This is a genomic window from Streptomyces sp. NPDC058697, from assembly GCF_042715345.1.
Taxonomy (GTDB): Bacteria; Actinomycetota; Actinomycetes; order Streptomycetales; family Streptomycetaceae; genus Streptomyces; species Streptomyces liliifuscus.
This window is the reverse complement of record NZ_JBHXSU010000004.1, coordinates 473,321-488,602: the sequence shown is the minus strand read 5'-3', so window position 1 is coordinate 488,602 and position 15,282 is coordinate 473,321. Positions and strand designations below refer to the sequence as shown.

The following is a 15,282-nucleotide window of genomic DNA, read 5'->3' as shown; positions in this document are numbered from 1 at the left end:
TGGGCGGAAGAGCCCCGAACGGCAGTTGACACGGCAGTTGACGAGGGAGGACGAAGATGAGCGACAACACCAAGGTCTGGCTGGTCACCGGTGCGAGCAGCGGTTTCGGGCGGGCCATCGCGGAGGCCGCGGTCGCCGCCGGCGACACGGTGATCGGCACCGCCCGGGGAACCGAGGCGCTGGACGACCTGGTCGCCGCGTACCCGGACCGTGTCGAGGCGATCAGCCTGGACGTCACCGACGGCGAGCGGATCGATGTGGTGGCCGCCGACGTCCTGGCACGCTACGGCAGGGTGGACGTGCTGGTGAACAGCGCCGGCCGCACCCAGGTCGGGGCGTTCGAGGAGACCACCGACCGGGAGCTGCGCGACCTGTTCGAGCTGCATGTGTTCGGCCCTGCGCGGCTGACCCGGGCGCTGCTCCCGCAGATGAGGGAGCGGGGCAGTGGATCGGTCGTGAACATCAGCAGCTTCGGCGGGCAGCTGTCCTTCGCCGGGTTCTCCGCGTACAGCGCGACCAAGGCGGCGCTGGAGCAACTGTCGGAGGGCCTGGCCGACGAGGTGGCGCCGTTCGGCATCAAGGTGCTGATCGTGGAGCCCGGCGCGTTCCGTACCAACCTGTTCGGCAAGGGCGCGGCGTACTTCTCCGAGGAGAACCCGGCGTACCTGGAGAAGGTCGGCGCGACCCGGCAGATGGTGCAGGGCAGCGGCGGCAGCCAGCCCGGCGACCCGGCGAAGGCCGCGGCGGCGATCCGGCTGGCCCTGGAGGCCGAGAAGCCCCCGCTCCGCCTCGCCCTCGGCGCGGACGCGGTCGACTTCCTGACCGCACACCTGGACTCCGTGCGGGCCGAACTCACCGAGTGGGACGAAGTCTCCCGGGGGACGGACTTCGACACGGAGTGACAGCCGGGCAGGGCGAGGATCTGTGCTCGGTGAATTCGCCGCCTTGCCCTTTCTTCCTCTCGGTGGAGGACCGGCGTCAGGCGGCAGGCGGGACGACGATGACCTTGCCGTGCACCGCGCCTTCGGCGGCCCGGGCGTGGAGCGCCGGCAGCTCGGCCAGCGGCACCCGCTCGGCGATGTCGACGCGCAGCTCCCCGCGGTCGATCAGTGCTACCAGCCGTGACAGCTGGTCGGCGTCGCTGCGGACGAACAGGTCGATGCCGCGCACACCGCGCTCCTCGTCGGCGGGCGCGGGCATCCACACCGTCGTGTTCACCACGACCCCGCCCGGACGGACCAGTGTGACGAGCGCGGCCAGCTCGGCCGGGTCGACCGGCGCGAGGTTGAGCACGATGTCGACCGGCTCGGTCACTGCCGCGGTCACCTCGGTGGTGGTGTGGTCGATGACCTCATCGGCGCCGGCCGACTCGACCGCCTCGCGGCTGCGCGGGCCGGCCGTGGCGATCACGTGGGCGTCGGCTCCCTTGGCCAGTTGCACGGCGTAGCCGCCGACCGCTCCGCCGGCGCCGTTGATCAGTACGCGTTGCCCGGCCGTCAGCTTGGCGTGGTCGAACAGCGCCTGCCACGCGGTGAGGCCCACGATCGGCAGTGCGGCGGCGTCGGCCAGCGGGACGCTCTTGGGCGCCGGCGTCAGGACCTCGGCCGGCGCGAGGACGTACTCCGCGGCGGCGCCGTTCCCGTCCATCGGCAGGAAGCCGATCACGTCGTCGCCGACCACTGTGCCGTCCACGCCCTCGCCCAGCGCGTCGACCGTGCCCGAGACGTCGATGCCGGGGGTGTGCGGCAGCACCACCGGGATGGGGCCACGCATGAAGCCGCCGCGGATGTTGCCGTCGACGGGGTTGAACGACGTCGCGGCGACGCGGATCCGGACCTCACCGGCCCCGGGGACGGGCTGCTCCACGTCCTCATAGCGCAGGACGCCGGGCTCGCCGTACTCGTGGAAACGTACTGCCTTCATTTCGGTTCTCACCTTCGCTGCGATCCAAGTTACTTCGAATTCGAAGCAACTGTTGATGACGATACCTCTGCTTCGAATTCGAAGCAAGTGCTGTCGGTCAGTGCCGGTGTGCGTGCATCGCCGCGGCGAGTTCGGCGGCGGCCTGGTCGATACAGGCACGCAGCCGTGCCGCGTCGCTGCCGGCGGGAGTCGCTGTCGAGCGCCAGTAGCACCGGCATGCTGGAGAGGGCTCTGTCCCCGAGGGCGGCAGGCGAGTCGGATGCGGACGGTTGGCACCGGCGCTCACGACCGCCAAGGACGCCGGACTCCACGCGGCGGTGCTCATCCCGGCCTCGTGTTCATGGCTTCTTCCCTGCGGCCGGGCCGTGGTGCCGTCACCGGGGAGGGCCGAGGATGACGTTGCCGGAGAGTTCCGCGGCTTCGGCGAGCAGCTGCGAGGGGATCTCGAAGCCCTCCGGGCGTGACTCACGGAGGTCACGGCCCGCGTGGCGGAACATCTTCTCCAGCCCACCGGGCGTCGAGATGAGCAGTAGGTCCGCCTTCTCCGAAGTGATGCGGTAGCCGTGCGGGATGCGCCGGGGCAGGAAGACGATGCCGCCCTCCCGTAACTCGTGCTCCTCGTCACCGGCCCACACCAGCGCCGAACCGGACAGAAGCAGGAAGACCTCGTCCTCGTTGTTGTGCACGTGGAACGGCGGCGCCTCGCCCTTGCTGACGTCGAAGCGCCCGACGGTCAGCTGCCCGCCCGTCGCCTCGGCGTCGAGCAGGACGCTGAAGACACCACCGCCGATCCACTCGAGTTGCTGCTGGTCCTCACGTTGTGCGAGGTGGGGGATGCTCATGGCCGGTCCTCGGGATCCGTGGGCGGCGGCGCCGTCCTCCTTTCCGTAACCCTGTGCCGCTCCACTGCCCGATCTCCATGCTCTGCGCTGCTCAGTCGGGCCCAACACTGCCCACGCCGTGCGCTCACGAGTTCACGGCATCGGGTCAATGAGGCTGGTACGGCTGCACGCCACACTCTTCGAATTCGAAGCAGTAGACTCCGGTCATGTCTGATTCGCCGCCGTCGCTCGACCCCGTGCAGCTCGGCGCCTACTTCGACCTCGTCGAGGTGACCAGCCTGCTCCGGCACGCGGTCGAGCAGCAGCTGCGCGAGACCGGTGATCTCAGCTATGTGCAGTTCCAACTGCTGGCCCGCCTCGGAGACTCGCCGACGGGCAGCCACCGCATGACCGACCTGGCCGACGGCGTCGTCTACAGCCGCAGTGGCCTGACCTACCAGGTAGGTCTGCTCGAAAAGGAGGGCCTGGTCGTCCGCGCTCCCTCGCCGGACGACGAGCGGAGCATCACGGTCACCATCACCGATGCCGGGCGCGAGCTGCTTGCGAGGGTGCTGCCGGGTCACGTCGAGGTGGTCAGCGGCCTCCTGTTCGAGCCGCTTTCGCGCGACGACGCCAAGGCTCTGGCAGGCCTGCTGGCGCCGGTGCGCGACCACATGCGCTCGACGCCGCCTCGCTCGGCCGCGCCTCGCCGCCGCAAAGACGGAGCATAAGGACTCGACAGGCGTCGGAGCCCCGGAGGCCGCAGCGGATCGGGACGAGTGTGATCAGCCGGGGGGCAGGATCGGGTCAACCGGCCGAGGTTCGCGGGCTGTTCGACCTGGGTCATGATGTGCTCGGACGGCCGGACGGCCGGACGGCCGGACGGCCGGACGGCCAGACGGCCAGACGGCCAGACGGCCAGACGGCCAGACGGCCGCGGGCAGTCGCCGGTGAAGAACGCGGCGCTCGTCGGAAGGAAGCCGTCCGACCGCGGAGGCATCGCGGAGGCACCGCGGAGGCATGACGGAAACCAAAGGGGAGCTTGGATTGGGAGCGGCGGGCCTGGCGGGCCGGCTGGCGCGGGCTAGAGCCGGTGCGCTGGTGGGCAGGGAGCCGGAGCGGGCGGTGCTCGACCGGATGCTGTCGGGCGCGGCGGACGCTCCGCTCGTGGCGTACATGTACGGTCCCGGCGGCATCGGCAAGTCCTCGCTGGTGCGCTACGCCGCCCGGCAGGCCGAACTCACCGGCCGCCGCGTGGTGCACGTGGACGGACGGTTCCTCGACGCCGATCCGCGCCGGTTCGAGGAGCTCGCGGCCCCGGCGTGTGCCGAACCCGGTGCGGTGCTGCTCATCGACACCTTCGAGCAGTGTCAGCCGCTTGAGGCGTGGCTGCGCGAGACCTTCCTGCTGCGGCTCGCCGACCGGGCGATCGTGGTGGTGGCCAGCAGGGTCGCCCCCGACGCCGAATGGTCGCTGGACCCTGGGTGGGCGCAGCTCTTCACCGCACTGGCCGTGCGGCCGCTCGATGCCGCCCAGTCCCACTCCCTGCTCGCCGCCCGGGGGGTCCCCGCCGAGCAGCGCGGCGCCTTCGTCGCGTTCGCCGGAGGCAGCCCGCTCGCCCTTTCGCTGGCCGCCTCCGTTCCCCCGGCCGCCCCCGGCGCGCCGTGGAAGCCGACCGGCGACGTCCTGACGACCCTGGTCGAACGGCTGGTGGGCGACCTGCCCAGCGCCGTCCACCGGCGCGCCATCGAGGTGGTCGCGCAGGCCTACGTCACCCGCGAGCCCCTGCTGCGCGCAGTGCTGGGTGACGAGGACACCGGCACGCTGTTCTCCTGGCTGCGTCAGCTGCCCTACATCGAGGCCACACCCGAAGGACTGCACCCGCACGACGCGGTGCGGGCGACCCTCGAAGCCGACCTGCGCTGGCGGGACCCCGAGCGCTACGACGACGTCCGCGCCCGCATATCGCTCGCGGGCCTCCAGTCCGTGCGCGGCGCCGCCGAGGAGGACGCGCTGCTGCGGGTCGCGGAGTGGATGTTCCTCTTCCGCGACCAGGGCGGACCGGAGGACTTATACAACTACCGGACGCACCCGCACATCGAGGACACTCCGCTCCGGGCCGAAGACGTGCCCGGCGTGCTGCGCATGGCCGAGGAAGCGGAGGGCCCGGCGTCGGCGGCAGCGGTCGCGCACTGGGTGCGCCGCCAACCGGAGGCCTTCCGCGTCCATCGCTATGCGGGCTCCTGCGCACCCGCGTCGTTCATGGCCATTCTGCGGCTGGACGCACCACTGCCCGAGGACCGCGCCGAGGACCCGGTGATCGCAGCAGTCTGGGACCTTGTGGAGGCGGCCGCTCCCCTGGGGCCGGGCGAGCACCTGGGCATCCGCCGCTTCGCGGTGCAGCCCGGCGGGCACCAGCGGCCCTCGCCCCTGATGGAGCTCACCAGCCGGCGCACCATCGGCGAGGAGATGAGAACCCACGGACGCGCGGTGACCTTCACCGTCTTCGAAGACGCCGACCGATGGGGGCGCTACCTCGCCGAGGCCGGGATGCCGGAGGTCGCGGCCGTGGACGTCGACGGGAGGCGACAGCACGTCTTCGGCCGGGACTGGCGACGGCAAACAGTGGAGCAATGGGTGCAACACCGGGCTCGCGCAGCGCTCACGCCCGTAGCGACATGGCCCGCGACCGCCTCCGCGGGTGGCCTGGGCGGCCGGTTGCCGCGGGCCGCGTTCGAGGAAGGCGTGCTCGAGGCGCTGCGCACCTGGCACACCCCCCGCGAATTCGCGACCAGCGTCCTGGTGCACTCGCATCTGGTGCCGCCGGGCTCACCCGACCCGGTCGCGGACCTGCGCGGCGCCATCGTCTCCGCCCTCGACGCGCTGCAGACCGACCCCGCGGGCGTCAAGGCGCACGAGGCTCTCACCGCCACCTACATCGAGGCCTCCCGCACCCACAAGGCCGCCGCCCGACGGCTGGGGGTGCCCTACGGCACCTACCGGCGCCACCTCGCCCTGGCCAAGGAACGCCTCGTCGAACAACTGCTGCGGCAACCGGCCACGGCGTCGGCGGTCACCAGCACACCGCCACGACCACCCAGGGCCTCGCCGAGCCACCACTGAAGCCCTGACCAGGGGTCAAACTCAGGCGTGCCCAGGTGGCACTCAGGCGTGCCCAGGCACTCAGGCGTGCCCAGGTGGGGCGGCAGCCCCGGTTCAGGCTCGTGCGCCGCCGTCGACCCGCAGGACCGTGCCGGTCACGAACGAGGAGCGGTCGCTGAGCAGCCAGGCGGCGGCCTGGGCGATCTCGTCGGGGTCGGCCGCGCGGCGCAGCGGAGTGTGCGCCTGGAGCCGCTCCTGGAGGCCGGGCGATTCCGTTTCCCAGGTGCGGATCATCTCGGTCAGCGTGTTGCCCGGGGCGATGGCGTTGACTCGGATTCCTTCCGGGCCGTACGTGATGGCAGCCGACTCGGTGAGGCTGTTGACCGCTCGCTTCATCGCACCGTACGCGGGCAGTTCGGGATTGCCCATCAGGCTGCCGACCGACGAATTGTTGACGATGGCCCCCGTCCCGGCGGTGGCCCGGATGGCGGCGACCTCGGCGGCCATCGCCACCCACGGGCCCTTGAGGTTCACGGCGTAGACGTGGTCGAAGTCGGCCTCGGTCACCTGGTCCATCGGGCCGGGCGGCACGAACGTACCGGCGTTGTTGAAGGCGATGTCGAGACGGCCGTACAGGTCCACGGCGCGGTCCACGGCGGCGCGTACGGCGGCCGAGTCGGCCAGGTCGCACACCACGTAGTCGGCGATGCCGCCCGCCGCCCGGACCTCCTCGGTCACCGCCTTCAGCTGGGCCTCCGTCCGGGCCGCGAGCAGTACCCGGGCGCCCTCTCGGGCGAACAGCCGCGCGGCGGCCGCGCCGATACCGCGACCGGCGCCGGTGATGAAGGCGACCTTGCCGTCCAGCAGGCCAAGGGCGGCAGGGGCGGTGGATGTGTCGGCGGTTCGTGTGTTGTCCATGGCAGCGAGCCTGCGCCGGTCCGCGGAGCCCATCCAGGCACCGGCGGTACCTGGATGGGCCCGGACCACCCGCGCACACTGGGGGTGTGGACAGAAGAGAACTGGCGGCCTTCCTGCGCAGCAGGCGCGAGCGGATCACCCCCGCCGACGTGGGGCTGCCCGCCGGACCGCGCCGCCGCACGCCGGGACTGCGCCGCGAGGAGGTGGCGCAGCTGGCGTTCATCTCGGCCGAGTACTACACACGCCTGGAGCAGGCCCGCGGCCCGCGCCCGTCGCGCGAGGTGCTGGCGGGGCTGGCCCGGGCCCTGCGTCTGTCGGACGCCGAGCGCGACCACCTCCACCACCTCGCAGGCGCACCGCCCGGCCCGCCGCCCGGGCCCTCGCGCGAGGTGCGGCAGAGCATCCTCGACCTGCTGAGCCGGCTGCCGCAGGCCGCCGCCATCGTGACGTCCGCGACATTCGAGGTGATCGCCTGGAACGATCTGGCGGCCGCCCTCATGGAGGACTTCTCCGCCCGTCCACGGCGCGACCGCAACCTCGTACGCCGTGTCTTCCTCGGACCGCACCCGCAGGGGCGGCGGTTGTACGGAGTGTCGGACGCGGACGCGTTCGCCCGCAACGCGACGCAGCGGCTGCGCGCCACCGCCGCCCGCTATCCCGAAGACCCCGAGGTGACCGGGCTGGTGGCGGAACTCCTCGCCGGAAGCCAGGAGTTCACCCGGCTGTGGGCCTCCCACGACGTCAGCGCCGAGCCCACACTGTGCAAGACCTTCCAGCACCCGCTGGTCGGCCCGGTCACCGTCAACTGCGACGCCCTCGACATCACCGACCGCGACCAGCAGGTCGTGATCTACACCGCCGCCACCGGCTCACCCTCCGAGGAGGCGCTGCGACTGCTGTCGGTCATCGGCACGCAGCGCATGGACGTGGGCCGCTGAGCCACGCCGGGCCCGGATGCCGGGCCGTACGTGGCGTCGGCCATCCAGGTCGCCCCTCAGACCCGAGTAGCAGACCCGAGCAGGCCCCTCACACCCGCGTATACGTGAGCCGTCGCCCGTCGGCCAGTTCCCGTACGAGCCTGTCGCCCTCGGTGCTCAGCGTGGAGGAGCCGCCGCGGAGGCAGGGGCCGGAGGAGGCGGACTGGTCGATCGCCGGTGGGGCGAAGCGTGCCGGACCGTCCGCGTCCCCTACGGAGACCAGGTTCATGTCGGCCTCGCAGTGCTCGCCGCCGCCGTCCGAGACCAGTGTGGCGGCCGGGCTGCCGACCGGCGTCCGCTCGATGGTCATGCGCTGCGTGCCACCGTTGGCCAGTGGACGCTGCCAGGTGCCGAGCAGTTCTTCGGGCAGCTTCTCCGGTCCCTCGATCCTGTGCAGTTCGGCGGTGCGCCCCGCCGCCTCCCAGCGGAGGGAGTCATCGTCGGTCCGGGAGAGGACATGGTCGCCGAGGGCCGAGCACGAGCCCGCGGGGACGCTGCTGACGACCTTGGTGTCCAGCCGTAGCGACGTACCGCCGCCGGACGGCTTGGCCGCGAGCTTGCCGTCGCTCTTGCACTCGTAGGTCGCGCCGAGGCTGATGCTGGTGGCGACGACCTCGCCCACCTGCCCCGACGAGACGACGAACCGGCGGAACTGATCGGTCGGCTTCCCGTCCCGCTCGACTTCGCCCGCCCAGATGCCCACGAACTCCTTGGGCACGTCGGACGTCACGCCGTTGTTGTCACCGGAGTCGGAGGCGGAGGCGGATTCCGAGCCCCCGTACGGCAGCGGGAGGTCGGCGGCCCACGCGGCGTACACGCCTCCTGCCACCACGGCGGCGACCGCCAGCGCGAGCGCGGCCCGTCGGCGCCTGCCCGTTGGGCGAGGGCGCGGCGAAGGAGCCGGCTCCGTGCGCCCGTGGTCCGGCTTCGGCACGACCTGGGTTCCCCACTCCGACCGTTCCGACTGCTCCGACGAGGGCGGTTCCTCCCAGGTCACGAGCGAGGCGGCGGTCGAAGTCGCGGACGTGGGCGCGGGCGTGGCCGGTGCGGGCGACGCGGGCGACGATACGAAAGCGGCCGGTGCCGGTGCCGCCATCGCGCTCGCGTGCGGCGGCGTGTCCGTGTCGAGCAACTGGACGGCACTGCGCCCCAGTTCGGCGATGATCCGGGCAGGCAGCCACGGCGGCGACGAGGCGCCGGTCCCCACCGGTTGCATCCGTGCGACCACCTCCTCCGGAGTCGGCCTGGCCGCCGGGTCCTTGGCGAGACAGTCGGCGATCAGGCCCCGTACCGGTTCCTCGATCCCCGTCAGGTCCGGCTCCTCCTGCGCGATGCGGAACATCACGGCGTGCACCCCGCCGGAACCGCCACCGCCGAACGGCGTCTGCCCGGTCGCCGCGTACGCAAGTACCGTGCCCATGCAGAAGACATCGGCGGCAGGGCCCACCGGCTCGTCCCTCAACTGCTCGGGCGACATGAAGCGGGGCGAGCCGACCAGCACGCCCGAGCTGGTCGGGGTCGACCCCGGTACCGCGTCCAGCGCCCGCGCGATGCCGAAGTCGATGACCCGGGGGCCGTCGATGGTGATCAGGACGTTGGAGGGCTTGAGGTCCCGGTGGACCAGGCCCGCGCCGTGAATGTCTAGCAGGGCGCTGGCGAGTCCATGGGCGAGGGTGCGTACGGAAGCGGCGGGGAGGGGGCCGTGTCCCTGGGGCGAGACGATGTGTTCCAGCGAGGGACCCGCGATGTAGCCGGTGGCCACCCACGGCGTCTCGGCCTCGGTGTCCGCGTCGAGGACCGGTGCCGTCCAGCGGTCGCTCACCCTGCGGGCCGCCGCCACCTCCAGCCGGAAGCGCTCGCGGAACTCGGGTTCGGCGGCCAGCTCCGGCTTGATGAGCTTGACCGCGACCGTGCGCCCGCCCTCCGAACGGGCCAGACAGACCCGGCCCATGCCGCCCGCGCCGAGGGTTCTGAGCAGTCGATACCGGCCGATTCTGTCGCCAACCCCACCGGAGGTGGCATCGAAGTCGCCTGTCGACGGCTTCGTCATCTGACTGTCTCCCCTCGGTCGGCACTCCGCCCCACTCACCGCCACGAAGGGTCACGAGCCGGTGGTCCACGAGCTTCCGCTCGACGTGAACAGAGGCTACCCGGCTTCGAGTTGCGGGTTGTGCGACGTCCGCGGGCTCGGTCTCCGCCCGAGGCGCGAACACGTCAGGTGCGCCGAGTGGCGATGCTGAGGGCGTTGGCGGCGACGATCGCCCCGATGCTCGCCCACTCCGTCCAGCCCAGGTCCTGGCCGAGGCCGAGCAGGCCGACCACGGCGGCGAGGACGGGGTTGACGCTCATGAACAGCCCGAAGGCCTGGGCGGGTACGCGGCGCAGGGTCAACATGTCCGCCAGGTACGGCACTGCCGAGGAGAGCACCCCCGCGGCGACGGCGTAACCGACGGCCTCGGCGGTCGGCGGGTGCCGGAGCACCAGGACGACGCCGACCGGCAGGAACATCAGCGCGGAGACACCCGACGCGGCGGCCGAACCCTGCGCACCGGGGACACGTTGGCCGACGGTGCGGTTGAGGAGGATGTACGACGCCCAGCAGGCGGCGGCGAGCAGGCCCAGGGCCATCCCGGCGTAGTCGGTCGAGGGCTGGGGGCGCATCAGCGTCACCACGCCCGCGGCGGCGACGACCGCGGCGCAGATGTCCACGCGGCGGCGCGCGGCAGTCAGTGCGATGGCGAGCGGGCCCAGGAACTCCAAGGTCACCGCCAGTCCCAGGCCGATGCGGTCGATGGCGCTGTACAGGGACAGGTTCATCGTCCCGAAGACCAGGGCAAGCAGCAGCACCGGCCGCCACTGCCACCAGGTGAAGGTCCGCAGCCGCGGCCGGCCGACGGCCAGCAGGACGACCGCGGCGACGTACTGGCGGACCGCGACGACCCCGACAGGACCGAGCACGGGGAAGGCGAGGGACCCGATCGCGGCGCCGGTCTGGGTGGACAGGCCACTGCCGATCATCGTGGCCACACCGGCGAGCTGCCGTGAACGCCCGGTCGGCCGAGGGTCCGGGAGATCCGGGTCCGCCAGGCGCGGGGGTGCCGCCGGGGCTGGCGGGGCTGGCGGGACTGTGGGGTGTACGGAGGCGGTGGTGCCGGGCTCGGGTACGGCTCGCATGCTTCGAGCGTGTGACATGACAGCGCATGCGCAAAATGCACCCGGCGAAACATCTATACGCTGCAGTCATGGATGTGGAGCTACGGCAGTTGCGCTGTCTCGTCGCGATCGTCGACGAGGGCAGCTTCACCGACGCGGCCATCGCGCTCGGCGTTTCCCAGGCGGCCGTGTCCCGGACCCTGGCCTCGCTCGAACGCGCCCTGGGCGTACGGCTGTTGCGCCGCACTTCCCGGGAGATGGCACCGACCCCGGCGGGACTGCGCGTGGTGGCACACGCCCGGCATGTGCTCGGCGAGGTCGCCGATCTGGTCCAGGAGGCCAGGTCGGGTCACACCCGTCTGCGGATCGGGTACGCCTGGTCGGCGCTCGGCCGTCACACGTCGGCCTTCCAGCGCCGCTGGGCCAAGGTGCAGCCCGAGACCGACCTGAGGCTGGTCCGCGTCAACTCCGCCACCGCCGGTCTGGCGGAAGGAGCGTGCGATCTCGCGGTCGTACGCAGGCCGTTGGAGGAGGACCGGCGGTTCGACTCCGCCATCGTCGGCCTTGAGCGGCGCCTGTGCGCCCTGGCCGCCGACGATCCCCTGGCCGGGCGGCGCTCGGTGCGGCTCGCGGATCTCGGCGGGCGCACGCTGCTGATCGACCGCCGGACCGGCACCACGACCGCCGAACTCTGGCCGCCGGACGCCCGCCCGGAGACCGAGGAGACGTCCGACGTCGACGACTGGCTCACCGTGATCTCCAGCGGGCGCTGTATCGGCCTGACGGCGGAATCGACCGCCCACCAGTACCCCAGGCCCGGCATCGTCTACCGGCCGGTCCGCGACGCCGAACCCATCGCCGTACGCCTCGCCTGGTGGCGGGACGATCCGCACCCCGCCACCCAGGCGGCGATCGAACTGCTCACGGCGCTGTACCGCAACGGCTGACCGGCCTCAGCCGGTGCTGCGCCGAACAGTTCTGCACCGGACGTCGGTCCGTCAGCCGACGTGCACCCGCGGCCGTCGTGCCCGGTCCGGTTCCGCCTCGCGGAGGACCTCCCGGGTGACGGGGGCGACCTCGCCCTGGCCGAAGAGGAAGAAGCGGAGGAAGTTGGTGAACGGGTTGCCCTCGGTCCACTCGAAGTAGATGTGCGGTATGCAGCCGGTGGTGTCGCGGACGTGCAGGACGAGGGCGGCCAGGGCGTTGGGGACGGAGGACGACTCCAGGGTGAGGACGCGGTAGCGGCCGTGCAGGACCTCGCCGCGTACGGTCAGGCCGGCCTCGAACTCCGACGGGTCCAGGACCGTCACCTCGACGAAGACGAAGTCCTCCTGGGCCGGGACGTCGTTGTCCGCGCGGATCTGCTCGATCTTCTCGCGGTACTCGGTGAGGTCGCGGTTGTCGGGTTCGTTGGCGATGAACCGGATCCGGCGGCTGGCGATGTCCCGTACGAACCGCTGGGCCATGGAGTCCATGGTCACGCTGGTGACGCGGAGTTCGAAGGCACGGGCGAGCCGCGAGAGGAGGGAGACGAGGATGATGCCGGCGATGAAGCAGGCACCGATCTTCACGCCGTCCGGGCGCTCGATGACGTTCGCGACGGTGACGTAGAGGAAGACCGCCGAGATCACGGCGAAGGCGATGGTCCAGTTGCGCTGGCCGGCCTTGCGGGCGGCGATGGTCACCGCGATCGCGGCCGAGCTGATGAGGACCAGGACACCGGTCGCGTACGCGCCGCCCTGCGCGTCCACGTCCGCGTCGAAGATCCACGTGACCAGGAAACCGATCAGCGTGAAGACGATCACCATCGGGCGGACGGCGCGTGCCCAGTGCGGGGCCATGCCGTAGCGGGGCAGGTAACGGGGCATGAGGTTGAGCAGCCCGGCCATGGCCGAGGCGCCGGCGAACCAGAGGATGGCGATGGTGGACACGTCGTAGAGCGTGCCGAAGGCGTTGCCCAGGTACTCGTGCGCCAGATAGGCGAGCGCGCGGCCGTTGGCCTCGCCGCCCGACTCGAACTCCTTCTCCGGTATGAGCAGCGTGGTGATGAAGCTGGTCGCGATCAGGAACACGCTCATGATGAGCGCGGCCGTGGTCAGCAGCTTCTTCGTGCCGCGGATACGGCCCTTGGGGTTCTCCTCGGTGTCGCCGGGGTCGCCCTCGACGTGCGGCATGACCGCCACGCCGGTCTCGAAGCCGGACAGGCCGAGCGCCAGCTTGGGGAAGACCAGCAGTGCGACGCCCACCATGGCAAAAACGTTTCCGTGTTCGGCGGTCAGGGCGGTGGACCAGTCGCTGATCACATGCCCCTCGGTGGCCACGTGCCAGAGCCCGGTCGCCACGACCACGACGTTGAGCGCCAGATAGAGGCCCACCAGTGCGACGGCGACACCGATCGCCTCCAGGAAGCCCTTGAGGAAGACCGCGCCGAGCAGTGCGATGAGCACCAGCGTGATCAGCACCTGTTTGTCGTGCAGCGCGTCGGCCAGATGCGGGTTCTCCACCAGGTGGGTGGAGGCGTCGGCGGCCGAGAGGGTGATGGTGATCAGGAAGTCGGTCGCGGCGAAACCGAGCAGGGTCAGGACGAACAGCTTGCCCTTCCAGAAGGTCAGCAGCCGCTCCAGCATGGCGATCGAGCCCTCGCCGTGGGGGCTCTCCTCGGCAACCCGCCGGTACACCGGCAGCGCGCCCGCCAGCGTGACGACGACCAGCACGATGGTGGCCACCGGTGACAGCAGCCCGGCGGCGAGAGCCGCGATGCCCGGCTGGTAGCCGAGCGTGGAGAAGTAGTCGACGCCGGTCAGGCACATCACCCGCCACCAGCGCTGTCCCTTGTGCACGGGCTTCGTCTCGGCGGGCCGCGGCGCTGCCTGCCGACCCTTGCCCATGTCGGACAGCCCCTCCAGCATCCAGGCGCGCAGGCGACTGGGCGGAGGGTGTTCGGTGGTGGCCATCGGCGTGCTCCTGATGTCCGGCTCGGCGTGCGGTTTCCGGCCATCACGCGGACGGCGGCACCAGCGTATGCAGAGAGTGACGCACAGGCCCACGGCTGAGGCCCCCGTGGGCGTCAAGCTTCCGTTAAGAGAAGCCGTGCGATCGACGGCGGCACATCAGGATGACGACGTCCTGGCTACGGGGGAGTGGACTGGGCCATTCGAGGGGCGCGCGGGGCGCGCCCGTCGGCCGCGGACACCCAGCGTCATCGCGTCGCCGTGGCGGCCCGGGGGATCAGCGGTCCCGCTGCCCGTCGCCCGGTGCCTTCAGCAGTCGGTCCAGTTCGTTGCCGGCCTCTTCGTACCCGGCGTCGGAGATCCGTTGCAGTTCGCGCAGGTCTCCGGTCGCCTTCGCGCGTCGGGTGAGCAGGAACCCCGCGTGCATGGATCCCTCGTCCAGCAGTTCGCTCAGTTCCCCGAGGTCGCCGGCCGAGTCGGCAAGGTCGGCCAGCCGGTCCAGAGCGGTCTCGTTGCCCGCGTCGGCCAGCTCGCGCAGGGTCTCCCGATCGATGTTCATGTTCGCCATGAGGCCATGCTGCAACCCCGCCCCAGGGGCAGGGTCAAGTGGCACGATGGCCGGGTGATCACCATCGGGCAGCTGGCCGGGTTCGTCGGGGTGTCGGTCAAGACCGTCCGCGTCTACCACGACAAGGGCCTGCTCCCCGAGCCCGACCGCGACGCGTCCGGCTACCGGCGGTACGGCGCGAACGACGTCATCGACCTGATCAAGATCCGGACACTCGCCGAAGCAGGCGTCCCCCTGGCCCGTATCCGGGACCTGAGATCGGCGAGCGACGAGGAGTTCCGGCAGGCGCTGCGCGAGATCGACGACGGGCTCACCGACCGCATCCGTGGCCTGCGGGCAACGCAGGGGCGCCTGCGCCGGCTCGCCGCGGGGGATCTGGCGCCGCTGCCCGCCGAGGTGGGCGCGCATCTGGAGGACCTGGCCCGCTGGGGATTCACGCCTCGTTGGGTGGATCTGCAACGCGACCTGTGGATCCTCGTGTTCGCCACCCACCCGGACCGCGCGATCGAGCTCTTCCACGACCAGGCCGAGATCCTGGCCGACCCGGCGCTGCGGCAGATCTTCCTGGACTACGACCACGCGTACGACCTCGACGCCGACGATCCCCGCATCGACGACCTCGCCCGCCGGGCCGTCGAAGCGACCCGCGAACGCTACGGACCGGACGAACTCCCCGGGCTGGACACGGACTCCGAGATCCCCGCTCTCGTCCAGGGCACGGTCAACGCCTCGTCCCCGGCATGGCGGCGGATCGACGCGCTCATTCGGGCACAGCTGGAGTAGCCCGATCGGCCCAGCCCCCGTCAAGGCGGTGTCAACGTCCTTGTGACCGGCGACAAGGATGCGTCAAGGAGTGCTCCGCGCGCCCT

The 15,282-nt window shown here is 71.5% G+C and carries 13 protein-coding genes; 6 read left to right on the top strand and 7 right to left on the bottom strand.

The genetic code is table 11. The annotated features are described in order from the left end of the window. The first annotated feature begins 56 nt into the window (after positions 1-56). Positions 57-902 carry an oxidoreductase gene (locus ACFWXQ_RS13035; RefSeq protein WP_383938988.1) on the top strand — a complete coding sequence of 282 codons (846 nt, stop codon included), beginning with the start codon at positions 57-59 and terminating at the stop codon, positions 900-902. Positions 903-978: 76 nt separating this feature from the next. On the opposite strand, the gene ACFWXQ_RS13030 is transcribed toward ACFWXQ_RS13035, so the two are convergent. Further along, on the bottom strand, positions 979-1,923 hold the full coding sequence (locus tag ACFWXQ_RS13030) for an NADP-dependent oxidoreductase (protein WP_383938986.1): 945 nt from the start codon (positions 1,921-1,923) through the stop codon (positions 979-981). Between the two features lie 374 nt (positions 1,924-2,297). Next, positions 2,298-2,765, bottom strand: coding sequence for a cupin domain-containing protein (locus ACFWXQ_RS13025; protein WP_383938983.1), 468 nt, complete (start codon positions 2,763-2,765; stop codon positions 2,298-2,300). 206 nt (positions 2,766-2,971) lie between these two features. Between ACFWXQ_RS13025 and ACFWXQ_RS13020 the strand changes: the two genes are divergently transcribed. After that, a complete protein-coding gene (locus ACFWXQ_RS13020) occupies positions 2,972-3,475 on the top strand; it encodes a MarR family winged helix-turn-helix transcriptional regulator (protein ID WP_383938980.1) in 504 nt (167 codons plus the stop codon). A gap of 289 nt (positions 3,476-3,764) precedes the next feature. Next, positions 3,765-5,867: an ATP-binding protein gene (locus tag ACFWXQ_RS13015; RefSeq protein WP_383938978.1), complete on the top strand. Its 2,103-nt coding sequence runs from the start codon at positions 3,765-3,767 to the stop codon at positions 5,865-5,867. Positions 5,868-5,960: 93 nt separating this feature from the next. On the opposite strand, the gene ACFWXQ_RS13010 is transcribed toward ACFWXQ_RS13015, so the two are convergent. Continuing rightward, positions 5,961-6,764 (bottom strand): SDR family NAD(P)-dependent oxidoreductase, encoded by an 804-nt coding sequence (locus ACFWXQ_RS13010; RefSeq protein ID WP_383938975.1) that lies wholly within the window; start codon positions 6,762-6,764, stop codon positions 5,961-5,963. A gap of 86 nt (positions 6,765-6,850) precedes the next feature. Between ACFWXQ_RS13010 and ACFWXQ_RS13005 the strand changes: the two genes are divergently transcribed. Continuing rightward, a complete protein-coding gene (locus tag ACFWXQ_RS13005; RefSeq protein WP_383938972.1) occupies positions 6,851-7,702 on the top strand; it encodes a helix-turn-helix transcriptional regulator in 852 nt (283 codons plus the stop codon). Between the two features lie 88 nt (positions 7,703-7,790). Here ACFWXQ_RS13005 and ACFWXQ_RS13000 read toward each other — a convergent pair whose 3' ends face one another. Then, positions 7,791-9,791 carry a serine/threonine-protein kinase gene (locus ACFWXQ_RS13000; RefSeq protein WP_383938970.1) on the bottom strand — a complete coding sequence of 667 codons (2,001 nt, stop codon included), beginning with the start codon at positions 9,789-9,791 and terminating at the stop codon, positions 7,791-7,793. 164 nt (positions 9,792-9,955) lie between these two features. Next, entirely contained in the window at positions 9,956-10,915 is a 960-nt protein-coding gene (locus ACFWXQ_RS12995) for a DMT family transporter (protein ID WP_383938967.1), read from the bottom strand. Between the two features lie 68 nt (positions 10,916-10,983). Between ACFWXQ_RS12995 and ACFWXQ_RS12990 the strand changes: the two genes are divergently transcribed. Further along, positions 10,984-11,841, top strand: a complete 858-nt coding sequence (locus ACFWXQ_RS12990; protein WP_383938964.1) for a LysR family transcriptional regulator — start codon at positions 10,984-10,986, stop codon at positions 11,839-11,841. A gap of 51 nt (positions 11,842-11,892) precedes the next feature. On the opposite strand, the gene ACFWXQ_RS12985 is transcribed toward ACFWXQ_RS12990, so the two are convergent. Beyond that, positions 11,893-13,848, bottom strand: a complete 1,956-nt coding sequence (locus tag ACFWXQ_RS12985; RefSeq protein ID WP_383938961.1) for an amino acid transporter — start codon at positions 13,846-13,848, stop codon at positions 11,893-11,895. 274 nt (positions 13,849-14,122) lie between these two features. Further along, positions 14,123-14,413, bottom strand: coding sequence for a hypothetical protein (locus tag ACFWXQ_RS12980; protein ID WP_383938958.1), 291 nt, complete (start codon positions 14,411-14,413; stop codon positions 14,123-14,125). Positions 14,414-14,467: 54 nt separating this feature from the next. Between ACFWXQ_RS12980 and ACFWXQ_RS12975 the strand changes: the two genes are divergently transcribed. Then, positions 14,468-15,196 (top strand): MerR family transcriptional regulator, encoded by a 729-nt coding sequence (locus ACFWXQ_RS12975; protein ID WP_383938955.1) that lies wholly within the window; start codon positions 14,468-14,470, stop codon positions 15,194-15,196. Positions 15,197-15,282 lie beyond the last annotated feature (86 nt).

Excerpts from the sequence above, each read along its gene's own strand:
- ACFWXQ_RS13025 (WP_383938983.1), bottom strand. The coding sequence starts at position 2,765 with ATGAGCATCCCCCACCTCGCACAACGTGAGGACCAGCAGCAACTCGAG.
- ACFWXQ_RS13000 (WP_383938970.1), bottom strand. The coding sequence starts at position 9,791 with ATGACGAAGCCGTCGACAGGCGACTTCGATGCCACCTCCGGTGGGGTT.
- ACFWXQ_RS13030 (WP_383938986.1), bottom strand. The coding sequence starts at position 1,923 with ATGAAGGCAGTACGTTTCCACGAGTACGGCGAGCCCGGCGTCCTGCGC.
- ACFWXQ_RS12990 (WP_383938964.1), top strand. The coding sequence starts at position 10,984 with ATGGATGTGGAGCTACGGCAGTTGCGCTGTCTCGTCGCGATCGTCGAC.
- ACFWXQ_RS12995 (WP_383938967.1), bottom strand. The coding sequence starts at position 10,915 with ATGCGAGCCGTACCCGAGCCCGGCACCACCGCCTCCGTACACCCCACA.
- ACFWXQ_RS13015 (WP_383938978.1), top strand. The coding sequence starts at position 3,765 with ATGACGGAAACCAAAGGGGAGCTTGGATTGGGAGCGGCGGGCCTGGCG.
- ACFWXQ_RS12985 (WP_383938961.1), bottom strand. The coding sequence starts at position 13,848 with ATGGCCACCACCGAACACCCTCCGCCCAGTCGCCTGCGCGCCTGGATG.
- ACFWXQ_RS13010 (WP_383938975.1), bottom strand. The coding sequence starts at position 6,764 with ATGGACAACACACGAACCGCCGACACATCCACCGCCCCTGCCGCCCTT.
- ACFWXQ_RS13035 (WP_383938988.1), top strand. The coding sequence starts at position 57 with ATGAGCGACAACACCAAGGTCTGGCTGGTCACCGGTGCGAGCAGCGGT.
- ACFWXQ_RS13020 (WP_383938980.1), top strand. The coding sequence starts at position 2,972 with ATGTCTGATTCGCCGCCGTCGCTCGACCCCGTGCAGCTCGGCGCCTAC.
- ACFWXQ_RS12980 (WP_383938958.1), bottom strand. The coding sequence starts at position 14,413 with ATGGCGAACATGAACATCGATCGGGAGACCCTGCGCGAGCTGGCCGAC.